General features: G+C 70.0%; 8 protein-coding genes. 4 read left to right on the top strand and 4 right to left on the bottom strand.

The genetic code is table 11. The features are described from left to right. Nucleotides 1–51: 51 nt before the first annotated feature. The gene (amaB, locus tag PHZ_RS11630; protein WP_083770901.1) at nucleotides 52–1,590 is read right to left on the bottom strand and encodes an L-piperidine-6-carboxylate dehydrogenase; all 1,539 of its coding nucleotides are present in this window, start codon (nucleotides 1,588–1,590) and stop codon (nucleotides 52–54) included. A gap of 182 nt (nucleotides 1,591–1,772) precedes the next feature. On the opposite strand from amaB, the gene PHZ_RS11625 reads away from it, so the two are divergent. After that, complete coding sequence (locus PHZ_RS11625) at nucleotides 1,773–2,228, top strand: Lrp/AsnC family transcriptional regulator (protein WP_012522669.1); 456 nt, start codon at nucleotides 1,773–1,775, stop codon at nucleotides 2,226–2,228. Between the two features lie 9 nt (nucleotides 2,229–2,237). On the opposite strand, the gene PHZ_RS11620 is transcribed toward PHZ_RS11625, so the two are convergent. Beyond that, on the bottom strand, nucleotides 2,238–4,013 hold the full coding sequence (locus PHZ_RS11620; RefSeq protein WP_012522668.1) for a DUF885 domain-containing protein: 1,776 nt from the start codon (nucleotides 4,011–4,013) through the stop codon (nucleotides 2,238–2,240). A gap of 209 nt (nucleotides 4,014–4,222) precedes the next feature. On the opposite strand from PHZ_RS11620, the gene PHZ_RS11615 reads away from it, so the two are divergent. From PHZ_RS11615 to PHZ_RS11605, 3 genes are all read left to right on the top strand, one after another. Further along, nucleotides 4,223–5,290, top strand: a complete 1,068-nt coding sequence (locus PHZ_RS11615; RefSeq protein ID WP_012522667.1) for a dipeptidase — start codon at nucleotides 4,223–4,225, stop codon at nucleotides 5,288–5,290. 29 nt (nucleotides 5,291–5,319) lie between these two features. Continuing rightward, nucleotides 5,320–6,369 (top strand): tetratricopeptide repeat protein, encoded by a 1,050-nt coding sequence (locus PHZ_RS11610; RefSeq protein WP_012522666.1) that lies wholly within the window; start codon nucleotides 5,320–5,322, stop codon nucleotides 6,367–6,369. Nucleotides 6,370–6,473: 104 nt separating this feature from the next. Then, nucleotides 6,474–9,284 carry a TonB-dependent receptor plug domain-containing protein gene (locus PHZ_RS11605; RefSeq protein ID WP_012522665.1) on the top strand — a complete coding sequence of 937 codons (2,811 nt, stop codon included), beginning with the start codon at nucleotides 6,474–6,476 and terminating at the stop codon, nucleotides 9,282–9,284. Here PHZ_RS11605 and PHZ_RS11600 read toward each other — a convergent pair. After that, nucleotides 9,281–9,742, bottom strand: coding sequence for a hypothetical protein (locus PHZ_RS11600; protein ID WP_148216847.1), 462 nt, complete (start codon nucleotides 9,740–9,742; stop codon nucleotides 9,281–9,283). The two genes, PHZ_RS11605 and PHZ_RS11600, sit on opposite strands and share 4 nt — an antisense overlap. Before the next feature lie 240 nt (nucleotides 9,743–9,982). Next, nucleotides 9,983–12,214 carry a TonB-dependent receptor gene (locus tag PHZ_RS11595; protein WP_041374134.1) on the bottom strand — a complete coding sequence of 744 codons (2,232 nt, stop codon included), beginning with the start codon at nucleotides 12,212–12,214 and terminating at the stop codon, nucleotides 9,983–9,985. Between the last annotated feature and the right edge of the window lie 67 nt (nucleotides 12,215–12,281).

Raw genomic sequence — 12,281 nt, 5'->3', positions numbered from 1 at the left:
GCGCCCGGCCCACGCGGCTGATCGCGACGCGGGCCGGGAGGCGCGGACGGCCTAGAGCTCGAACCGCACGCCCTGCGCCAGCGGCAGCGTCCGTCCGTAGTTGGTCGTCTGGGTCTGGCGCCGCATGTAGGCCTTCCAGGCGTCGCTGCCGCTCTCGCGCCCGCCGCCGGTGTCCTTCTCGCCCCCGAACGCCCCGCCGATCTCGGCCCCGCTGGTGCCGATGTTGACGTTGGCGATGCCGCAGTCGCTGCCCGTCGCAGAGGTGAACAGCTCGGCCTCGCGCAGGTCGGTGGTGAAGATCGCCGACGAGAGTCCCTGGGGCGCGTCGTTGTTGCGGCGGATGGCGTCCTCCAGGTCGCGATAGCGGAACACGTGCAGGATCGGGGCGAAGGTCTCCTCGAAGACGTTCTCCGCGCCCGAGTGCGCCACCAGCGCCGGCCGCACGTAGTAGGCCTCGGCCCCCAGGTCCTCCCGCACCCGCTCGCCGCCGACGACGCGCCCGCCGTCCTGGGCCGCCTTGGCCAGGGCCGCCTGCATGCCCTCGAACGCCTGCCGGTCGATCAGGGGCCCGACCAGGGTCTGCGCCTCGAAGGGGTCGCCGACCGGCGCCCGGCCGTAGGCCGCCTCCAGCCGGGCCAGGGTCTCGTCGTAGACGGTCTCGTGCACGAACAGGCGGCGGGTCGTGGTGCAGCGCTGGCCGGCCGTGCCGATGGCGCCGAAGGCGATGGCCTGGACGGCGAGGTCGAGGTCGGCGCTGGGCGTCAGGACGATGGCGTTGTTGCCGCCCAGTTCCAGCAGGCTGCGGCCGAGCCGGGCGCCGACGGCCTGCGCCACCTTGCGGCCCATGGCGGTGCTGCCGGTGGCGCTGATCAGCGGCAGGCGCCGGTCGGCGGCGAGCTGGGCGCCGGCCTCGGCGCGGCCGATCACGACCTCCAGCAGGCCTTCGGGGGCGCGGCCGAACCGGCGCGCCGCCTCGGCGAAGGCGCGGGCGCAGGCCAGGGCGGTCAGCGGCGTCTTCTCCGACGGCTTCCAGACGATGCTGTCGCCGCACACGAGCGCCAGGGCGGCGTTCCAGGACCACACGGCGACCGGGAAGTTGAAGGCCGAGATGACCCCCACCGGGCCGATCGGGTGCCAGGTCTCGAACATCTTGTGCTGCGGGCGCTCGGACGCGATCGTCAGGCCGTGGAGCTGCCGCGACAGCCCGACGGCGAAGTCGCAGATGTCGATCATCTCCTGCACCTCGCCCTCGGCCTCGCTGCGGATCTTGCCGCATTCGAGGGTGACCAGGGCGGCGAGCTCGGACTTCAGCTCGCGCAGCACCTCGGCCAGCTCGCGGACGAAGGCGCCCCGCACCGGGGCCGGAGTCTGCCGCCAGGTCTCGAACGCCGCCTGCGCGCGGCCCACCTTGGCGTCGATGTCCTCGGGGCTGTCGCAGGCCAGGCGCGCCAGGCGCGTCCCGTCGATCGGGCTCCGGACCTCAAGGTCGCCCGTATCGAGGCCGTCGAGCCCCCAGCTCTGCAGGATGCGAACGGCCTGAGTCGCGGCCGGCTCGGCCGGCGCGGCGGAAAAGGTGGGACGCACGCTCATGGAATCTCCAACTCGAAATTTGACACTTTTTTGGGTGCTGTTTGCAGAGTGGCCGCCAATCTGCCATTGCGATTGGCAGATTGGCGGCGCGCGCCGGAGGGCGCGGGCAGGGCGGATGACCTTGGGGCGGGGCTGTGACACCGTTCCGGGACCAGGCCCGAGAGGCGGTGCGGACAGGACGGATGACGACGCTCACGCGCAAGGAGCACCAGCTGCTCGACCTGCTGCGCCAGAACGCGCGCCGGACGGTCTCGGACCTGGCCCGCGACCTCAACGTCTCGCGGCCCACGCTCCAGAACATGCTGCGCAAGCTCGAGGAGGTGGCGATCGAACGCTACACCGTCGAGCTCAAGCCCAGCTTCTCGCGAACGGCGATCCGGGCCTACGTCCTGCTCAATCGCAATCCGCAGAAAGCCACCGAGATCCTCGAGGTGATCCGGCGCTTCCCGCAGGTGCGCTACGTCTGCACCGTGACCGGCGAGTTCGACGTGCTCGTCGAACTGCAGACCGATCGGTACGAGGACCTGGAGGGCATACTGCATGGGATCGAGATGCTCGACGGCGTGGAGAGGACCCAGACCTACATGGTGCTGGGCGATCGGCTGATGGCGGAGCCTGCTCCGAGGGAGCCCGCCTAGAGGCTCCCGCTAGGGAGCCTCCTGCGCGGCGAGCCAGTCCTCCACGGCCGCATCGAGGGCCGACAGCGGGACCGTCCCGGTGGCCAGCACGGCGTGGTGGAAGTCGCGGATGTCGAACCGCTCGCCCAGCCGGGCCTCGGCCCTGGCCCGCAGCTCGCGGAACTTCAGGTCCCCCAGCCGGTAGGACAGCGACTGCGCCGGCCAGGAGATGTAGCGGTCGACCTCGTGCTCGATCGCCCGGCGGGACATGGCCGAGTTCTCCAGCATGTAGGTCACCGCCTGCTCGCGGGTCCAACCGTGCAGGTGCAGGCCCGGATCGACCACCAGCCGCAGCGCGCGCCACATCTCCATGTTGAGCTGGCCGAACCGCACGTAGGGATCGGAGTAGAGGCCCATCTCGCCGCCGAGCCACTCGGCGTAGAGCGACCAGCCCTCGGTGTAGGCGACCATGTCGCCGTAGCGCACCTGCGGCGGCAGGTCGGCCATGGCCTGCTGCAGGACGATCTGCAGGTGGTGGCCCGGCATGGCGTTGTGCAGCGTCAGGCCGGGCAGTTCGTAGAGCGGCCGCGCCTTCAGGTCGTAGGTGTTGAGGTAGAGGATCCCCGGTTTCCGCTCGCCGGCGTTCGGCGGGTAGAAGTTGGTCGCCGAGGCGCCCGGCGCGAGCTCGGCCGGGATCGGCTCGATCGCGAACGGCAGCCGCGGCAGGTCCTCCGGGTGGAAGTAGCGCAGCAGGACCGCGTCCGCCGCCTTGGCCACGACCGCCGAGCGGGCCAGGTAGTCGGCCTCGGTCGTGGCGTAGAAGCGCGGATCCTCGCGCAGCATCGCCGCGAAGGCCTGGAAGTCGCCGGTGAAGCCGGTCTCGCGCATGACCGCTTCCATCTCGCCGCGCAGGCGCGCGACCTCGGCCAGGCCCAGGGCCTCGATTTCGGCCACCGGCGTGTCGGTGGTGGTGTAGTGGCGCGCGAGGGTCGCATACCAGGCGGCCCCGCCCGGGACCTCCGAAAGGCCGACCCTGGTGCGGCAGCGGGTGCGGTAGGGCCCGTCCACGAAGGCGATCAGGCGATCCAGCGCCGGATGGATCCGCTCCCGGATCGTTCCGGCCGCCGCCGCTTGCAGCTCGGCCGCGGTCGCGGCGGGCAGGTCCGCCGGCGCGCGCAGGGGCGTGAAATAGCCGCTCTCCTCGGGCGTCCGGCTGCGGGCGGCGCGCAGTTCGGCCGAGAAGTGGTCGAGGCTGCCACACGGCTGGGTGTAGCCGCGCCGCAGGCCCGCCTCGAGCAGGACGCGGAAATCGTCGAGCTGCACCGCGAAGGCCTCGAGCCTTCCGACATAGGTCCGGTGCTGCTCGGGAGTCTGCAGGCGGACGCGGTGCGCGTACTCGACGAACGTCTGGTGCCAGTTGATCGGATAGAGGCGCGGCAGCAGCGCGCCGGGGCTTAAGCCCATCTCGGCCTGCAGCGTCAGGTCGCGCTCCAGCGCCCGGTACGCCGTGCGGCGCTCGGGTCCGAGCGTGGCGGGATCCATTGCGCGCAGCCGCTCCAGATAGCGGGCCGCCAGGGCGCCGCGGCGCTGGAAGTCCTCGGGACGGACGCGCTCGAGGCGATCGTCGTAGCGGGGATCGCCGGCGTCCGTGGCGAACAGCGGCCGCTCCTGGATGAAGGCTTCCCAGTGCTCCCGGGCGAGCGAATCGAACCGGCCGTCCGCGGACGGCTCGGCCCAGGCGGTCGTCGCCAGCAGGGCGGCCACGCCCGCTGCGGCGCTCCGGATTGCCAAAATGGAAAGTCGCATCTGCAGAATCCCCCCGCGCCGACCTCGGCTGCCGCACAGAAGTGGGCTGACAAGCGGGAGGCGCTTGCCAAAAAGGAAAAGATGGTCACTAATATGTCAAGAACTAGCGAGGTTTCGCTTACAGATTGTAAGAGCTCGCCGGCGGATTGATTGGTGCGGGAATTCTCGCCTCGGATCAAGCCGCGCGGGCCGGAAAACAGGGGGAGAGGATGTCGCAGGGTCTGGATCGTCGCCGCCTTCTGGCGGGCGGCCTGCTGGCGTTGACGGCGGCCGGCGCGGCCCGCGCCGCCGCCCCGAAACCGCCGCTGGTGTTCGACGCCCTTGGCGAGATCCGGACGGTCTACACGCCCGAGCTGGTGGACCAGATCCTGGCCAGCGGGACCCGCGCCATCGCGGTGACGGTGACCGACCCGAAGGTGGCCGCGGCCGAGGCCTACGCCCAGACCAACGCCGACCTCGACCTCTACGACCGCTATCTCGACAGCATGCCGCGCCACTACATCCGCGCGCGCCGGATCGCCGACGCCGAACGCGCGGCGCGCGAGGGCAAGCTGGCCGTCTACTACAACCTGCAGAACTCCACGCCGGTCGAGGGCGATGCGGCCCGGCTGCCGGCCCTGAAGGCCCGCGGGGTCACCAGCATCCAGCTGACCTACAACGACACCAACCTGTCGGGGTCGGGCTGCTACGCGCCGCAGGACGTCGGGCTCACCGCCCACGGCCGCGAGCTGATCGCTCGGCTGGAGGCCGAGGGCGTCCTGCTCGACCTGTCCCACGCGGGCATGAAGACCATGGCCGAGGCCATCGCGGCGGCGCGGCGGCCGATGATCATCTCGCACACCGCCTGCAAGGACCTGCGCGACCATGCGCGCAACACCACCGACGCGAACCTGCGGGCGGTGGCGGCCAAGGGCGGCGTGATCGGCATCACCCAGATCCGCCGGTTCGTCACCGACCTGAAGCGCGACAACCTCGGCTTCTACTTCGACCACATCGTCCATGCGGTGAAGGTCGCCGGGATCGAGCACGTCGGCATCGGCAGCGACCGCGACCACCGCGTCATCCCGGACACCGAGGAGGAGCTGCGGATCCTGCTGAAGGAGGAGGGCCCCCAGCTCTCGGCCGCGGACTGGCCCATGTACCTCGAGGGGCTGAACGGGCCGCACCGGATGACCGTCGTGCGGGACGAGCTGCGCAAGCGCGGCTTCCGCCCGTCCGAACTCGACAAGCTTCTGGGCGCGAACGTGCGCCGCATCTACGCGGAGGTGGTCGGCTGAGCCGGCCGCCCGCGAACGAGGGGAGTTCCATGCATCGTCAGCTTGCGCCGATCGCGGCCGCCGTCCTGCTCGCCCTGCCGGGCGTCGCCCTGGCCCAGGGAGCTCAGGCCCAGGGAAGTCAGGCCCAGGGAAGTCAGGCCCAAGGGAGCCAGCAGAGCGCCGAGCCGCAGGTCTATCAGGGCAAGGACCTGTTCGGCCGGCCCATGTACACCCGCGGCCCCAACCCGGTGAACGTCGGAGCGACCGACAACCTGCTGCGCGCCGTCGCCGAGGCCAAGGCCGCCTACGAGCGCGACATGACGATCGACAGCGCCACCTGGTACGGCCGCCTGCTGGGCTACCAGGGCCTCGCGCGCGAATCGATCGAGGTCTACAGCGCCGGCCTGAAGAAGTACCCGAACTCGGCCAAGCTGCTCCGCCACCGGGCGCACCGCTATTTCAACCTGCGCGAGTTCGACAAGTCGATCCAGGACGGCCTGCGCGCCGCCGAGCTCTACAAGGACAAGCCGCTCGAGCGCGAGAAGCTGGGCCCCGACTACTTCCCGTCCACGCCGGACGTGGTGCAGTTCTACCTCTACTACCACCTCGGCCAGGCCTACTTCGCCAAGCACGACTACGACGATGCGGCCAAGTGGTTCAGCAAGTCGCGCGAGGTGGCGCTGGCCACCGGCGGCGCGCCCGACGTGACCGCCGCGACCTACTGGCAGTACCTGGCGCTGGCGCGGGGCGGCGAGACCGACAAGGCCGAGGCCCTGCTCGACGCCTACGACTACGACCTGCGCGACCTCAGCACCAACCTCGAGGGCAACAACTATTTCGACGGCGTGATGCTGTTCAAGCATCTGCGCGATCCGGCCGACTTCTTCTCGGACCGCGACTCCGGAAAGGCCTTCTCCACCTCGGACGGGATCAAGGCCTCGTCCAGCTACAGCCTGGCCAACTACTGGCTGATCAAGGGCGAGACCGAGAAGGCGAAGGAGCACCTGCGCCGCGCCATGCAGATCGACACCTGGAGCTTCTTCGCCCGGGTGCAGGCCGAGGCGGACTGGGTGCTGCTCTACGGCGCCGAGGCCCCCTGACGGGACCCCAAGCCGTACCACGAGGCCAGACCATGGGGGCGGCCGCGGCCGCCCCCGCATGACCTGACGACACCTACACACAACGAGAGAGAAGGGGGTTTTCTATGCTTCGATCCGCATGGCGGGGGGCGCTGGCCGCCTCCACCGCGACCGCGGCGCTGCTGGCGGTCGCGCCCGCGGCACAGGCCCAGGACGGCGAAGTCGCCGAGGTCGTGGTCACCGGCTCGCGCATCGCGCGCCAGGACCTGGTGAGCTCCAGCCCGGTGGCCACCGTGAGCCAGGAGGAGATCGCGGTCGTCGGCGCCAACAACGTCGAGGAGTATCTCAACTCGCTGCCGCAGCTGATCGCCGGCGCGACCAAGTCGACCAACGTGGCCGGCTCGGCCGACGCGACCGCGACGCTGAACCTGCGCGGCCTGGGCGCCAAGCGGACGCTGGTGCTGGTGAACGGCCGCCGCTTCGTGCCGACCACCCAGGAAGGCATCGTCGACGTCAACAACATCCCGGCCTCGCTCGTCGAGCGCGTCGAGGTGGTCACCGGCGGCGCCTCGGCCGTGTACGGCTCGGACGCCATGGCCGGCGTCGTGAACTTCATCCTGAAGGACCGCTTCCAGGGCCTCGAGATGGACGCCCAGTACGGCGTCTCTGACGAGGGCGACGCCGACGCCTGGAACGCCTCGGCCACCATGGGCGCGGCGGGTGAGAAGGCCTCGGCCTGGCTGCACGTCAGCCTGGAGCAGCGCAAGAAGCTGCGCGGCACCGAGCGTCCGATCTCGGTCGTCAGCTACATCGACGCCAACGGCAACTTCGTGCCGTCCGGCTCGGCCGGCCGCCTTGGCGGCACCCTGGTCGGCATTCCGACGCCGAACGGCTCGGGCGGCTTCGTCAACCGCGACTACGCGCTGGACAACATGATCCCGCGTCCGTTCGTGAACTCCGACTTCAACTTCGACGCCCGCGGCGACTACGCGATCCAGATCCCGCTCGACCGCGTCAACGTCTACGGCCGCGGCGAGTACGAGTTCACCCCGGACATCTCCGGCTTCGTCGAGGTGACCTACAACAACCTCGACTCGCGGGCGATCCTGTCGCCGACCGCGCCGAACATCCGCCAGACGACCAACGTCCCCGGCCTGCCGGCGAACGCCTCGTTCATCACGCCCGAGATCCGCGCGCTGCTGAACGCCCGGCCCGATCCGAACGCGCCGTTCTCGCTGCGCTTCCTGGCGCCCGAGCCGTTCCCCAAGCGCGAGATCGCCTTCAACCGCGACATCTACCGCCTGCTGGGCGGCTTCGAGGGCCGCCTGTCCGACAGCTGGCAGTGGGGCGTGAGCTACAGCTACAGCCACGTCGCCACGACCGAGGTGCAGAAGGGCGACATCTCCCGCCGGACCTTCGTCGAGGCCTCGACGCCGAGCGCGGCCGATCCGACCAAGTGCGCCAACGGCAACCCGCGCTGCGTGCTGGTCACCAACCTGACCAACTGGTCGCCCGAGCTGGTCGACTATCTGCTGGTCGACAACATCAGCTCGACCGAGATCACCGACCAGGTGGCCTCGGCCTACGCCACCGGCGACCTGTTCACCCTGCCCGCGGGCGAGGTGAAGGCGGCCATCGGCGCCGAGTGGCGGAAGATCTCCAGCGTCGACAACCCGGCGCCGGTGCTGCTCGACTTCGCCTCGGCCGGCTTCGGCGAGCGCAACCGCACCGCCGGCTCGTACAGCGTCAAGGAGCTGTTCGGCGAGGCGATCGTGCCGCTGATCGCCGACGCCCCGATGATGGACTACGTCGGCCTCGAGCTGGCGGCCCGCTACTCCGACTACTCCCTCGCGGGCGAGGTGTGGACGTACAAGGCCGGCGGCGAGTGGCGGGTGAACCCCGACATCCGCTTCCGCGCCCTCTACCAGCGCGCGGTGCGGGCGCCGAACATCACCGAGCTGTTCGGCGGCCTGGTGAACACCTATCCGTTCATCGTCGACCCCTGCTCGGCCTCGGCCAACCCGTCGGGCCAGGTCGCGGCGCTCTGCGTCGCCCAGGGCGTGCCGGCCTCGGCGCTGGGCAGCTACCAGCAGAACGGCGCGGCGCTCGAGGCGCGGCTGGTCTCGAACCCCAACCTCGATCCCGAGAAGTCCGACACGCTGACGCTGGGCATGGTCTACACGCCCTCGCAGATCCCGGGCCTCAGCCTGACGCTGGACTACTACGACATCGAGATCTCGGACGCGATCGAGCGTCTGGGCGGCGGCGCCCAGGGCGTGCTGGCCGGGTGCTTCGCCTCGGGCGATGCGAACAACCCATTCTGCCGCACCTTCTCGCGCTCGCCGACGACCTACGAGATCGTCGACTTCGGCGTGCCGCTCGCCAACGTCGCCAGCCTGAAGACCTCGGGCGTCGACATGGCCGCGTCCTACCGCTGGTCGATGGACAGCCTGGGGATCGGCGACGACGACGCCGACCTGCGGGCGACGCTGATGGGCACCTGGGTCGACAAGAACGTCTTCCGCGCCAACGACACCGCCGCGCCGACGGACCGGGTCGGGACGGTGGGCGGCGACACGCCGGCGATCCCGGAATGGCGCGCCAACGCGACCCTGAACTACGCCTCGGCCGGCCTCGAGCTGACCTGGAACGTCGAGTACCTGTCGTCGGTGAAGGACCGCAAGTACGCCAACAACCTGGCGGCCGGCGTGGCCAACCCGAAGGCGGGGATCGCCAATCCGAAGGTCGGCGCCTACTGGTACCACAACGTCCGGGCGGCCTACGACCTCGACCGGTTCACCGTCTACGGCGGGGTGCGGAACCTGTTCGACAAGGACCCGCCGATGCTGTCGTCGCCGATCGAGTCCAACACGGACCCGAACACCTACGACATGATCGGCCGCTACCTCTTCGTGGGCGTGAGCGCCAAGTTCTAGGCCCCACACAGGGACTTGACGCTCCATCGGGGGCCGGCTCGCGCCGGCCCCCTTTTTCTTGGCCTCAATCGGGCAAGGCGGCCCTGGCGGGCGCGCCGGAGCGCCCGCAGGGCCTCGGCCGCTTCCGGGACCGAAGGGGGCGGAGCGAACCGCGTCCTCTCCAGATGCAGCAAGGCCTCCAGCAGGGCGCGATGCGCCCACGACCGGGCGAGGGCGAGATCCAGGCTGTAACGCCAGATCTGCAGCCGATTGATTAGCCGCCCCAGTTCGTCGGGACGTGCGGCGGTCCGGTCCGCGGTCGTGTGGACCCCCCGGGCGGCGGCCGGCGCGGCGCCGTCGCCCCCGGCCTCCACGAAGACGAGCTCGTCGCCCTCGTACATTTCCATCCGCGCCGGCGCCCGGCAGTCCCGCAGTTCGCGGCGCGCGAGCGCGCGGGCGCGGGCGGCGTCCGACGCCATGACGAAGGACAGCGTGGGACCGCGGCCCCCGGTTCGGTCGTGAAGCAGCTGAAGGTCCGCATTCCACCCTCTCGCCCCCACCGCCAGACTGGCGAGTGCAGCAGGGGACGCCTTGAGCGGGGTCAAGGCGTTGACGAAGGAGGAGGAATGGACGAGGCGCTCTGGGCCGTCGCTTCAACGCCTCGCGCTGCCTAGGTCATGGGGTGACGGCCTAGGACTGTCCCGGCGGCCCTCTACCCTCTAGTAGCGATACCGCACATAGACGCCGAGGCTGCGCGGCCGGTTGAGGGTCAGCAGGTCAACCCCGAGGCTGTCGATGTTCGAGATCGACACGGCGTAGGTCTCGTCGAAGAGATTGCGGGCGAAGAGGCCAGCTTCAAGCCCGCCGCCGGGAGCGCGCCAGCCGGCCTGCGCCCCGAACACCCAGACCCCGTCCTGCGACAGGCGCTGGGCGTTGGAGTTGTCGAAGTAGATCTTCGACGAATAGGCGGCGTCCACCGTGGCCACCACGTCGCCGCCCCAGGGCAGGGGGCGGACGTAGTTGGCGGCGGCGTTGAACGTGACCTTCGGCGACTGCGGCAGGCGATTGCCCGTGAAATCGTCGCCTTCCGAGACATACTGGCCGTACTTGGCGTCCAGAAGCGACAGGCCCGCGTCGATCGTCAGGTTCCGACTGAGCCGGGCCGTGGCCTCCACCTCGGCGCCGTACACCTCGGAGTTCGCGGCGTTGTCGAGCACCAGCACGGTCAGCCCGTTGCGCAGCGCCTGGGCGAAGACCTGCTGGTCCTGGTAGTCGTAGTAGAAGGCCGAGAGGTTGAGGCGCAGGCGGCGGTCGAACAGCTGCGACTTCAGGCCGACCTCGTAGGCGTCGAGCTGCTCGTTGTCGTAGGGGATGAGCTCCTCGGGCGTCGTGGCCAGGCCCCCGAAGAAGCCGCCGCTCTTGAAGCCCCGGTTGTAGGTCGCATAGACGTTGAGGTCGTCGCTGACCTCGTAGCGCAGGCCGAGGCGGCCGGACCAGGCCGAGAAGGTCTTGTCCTGCTGCGAGGTGAGCAGGACGATGAGGCCGCCCTCGGCCTGGCTGCGATAATCGAAGGACTTGTCGTCGGCCGAATAGCGCAGGCCGACGGTCCCCACGAGGCGCTCCGTCAGGCGGTAGTCGGCCTGGCCGAAGATCGCATAGCTCTTGGTCTCCTGGGTGTAGGGATAGCTGAACGCCCCCACGCTGTCGGCGAGGCTGAAGCCGTCGGGGAACAGCGGGCGCAGATCGCCCAGCACGTCCTGGGTGGAGGCGTCCTTCACCGTCTCGTCCATGTAGTAGCCGCCGAGCACCCAGTTGAGGCGGGCGTCCGGACCGCCGTCGGACTGCAGCCGCAGTTCCTGGGTGAACTGCCGCTGCCGCGCGAGATAGTTGATCTCGATCATCCGGGCAGGGCTGGAATCGGTGTTCTCGAAGGCGTTGCGGTGCGCCCACGAGTAGGCGGTCACGGACACCAGCGAGACAGGGCCGAGGTCCCAGGTGACGTGGGCGGACGCGCCGAAGAGGTCGATCTTGTCCTTGCCCTCCTGGTTCACCGCCGTCGCCCGGTCGTCGTCGTCGAGATCGGCGTAGCCGAAGGCGTCGCCGCACTGGCCAGAGCCATAGAAGCCCGGCGCGCAGAAGCCGTCGGCACCGGCGGCTTCCGCCGTCAGGGGGAACAGGGCGCGATGCTGCGGCTGGGTGGCGTCGCCCCGGTTCGCGAAGCGGTTCACCTGGAACAGCGCCTCGACGTCCTCGCGGGGCGTGTAGAGCGCCGACAGGCGCACGGCCCAATAGTCGGTGTCGTTCAGGTCGTTCCCGGTCAAGCGGTTGTAGGTGTAGCCGTCGTCCTTCACCAGCTGGCCCGCGGCGCGGACCAAGAGCACGTCCTCGATGAGCGGCCCGCTCACCGCGCCGGTCAGATTGACCGCGTCGTAGGTGGCGTACTCGGCCGAGGCCTCGGCCGAGAAGCTGCGGGTCGGGCGCTTGGTCGTGACGTTCACCGCCCCGCCGTTGGTGTTCCGGCCGTACAGCGTGCCCTGGGGCCCGCGCAGGATCTCGATCTGGCCGATGTCGAAGAAGCCCGCCATCTGCGCCAGCGGCGAGCTCACGTAGACGCCGTCGACATAGATGCCGACGCCGCTGGACGAATTGGGGTTGAAGTCGCTGAGGCCGACGCCGCGGATGAAGATCTTGGGGTTGGCGGCGGCGTCGCCGCTGCTGACCCGCAGCCCGGGCGCCAGGTTGTTGAGCCCGGTGACGTTGGTGACGCCCCGGTCCGCCAGGGCCTCGCCGGACAGCGCGGTCACCGAGACGGGCACGTCCTGCAGGTTCTCACTGCGCTTCTGCGCCGTCACCACGACTTCTTCGATCGCGAACTCGGGGCCGTCCTGCGCGGCGGCGGTCCCGGCGGTCAGCGCGAAGGCCGCGCAGCCGGCAAGCAGTATGGCTCTCATGGTCATCCCCCGTGTCGTGTTTGCGACGAGAGGTATACGATAGTAAAAGCTATGAAAAGCCAAGTTC

Source organism: Phenylobacterium zucineum HLK1, from assembly GCF_000017265.1.
In the GTDB taxonomy this organism is placed as follows: domain Bacteria; phylum Pseudomonadota; class Alphaproteobacteria; order Caulobacterales; family Caulobacteraceae; genus Phenylobacterium; species Phenylobacterium zucineum.
This window is presented reverse-complemented; position numbering and strand designations above follow the sequence as displayed.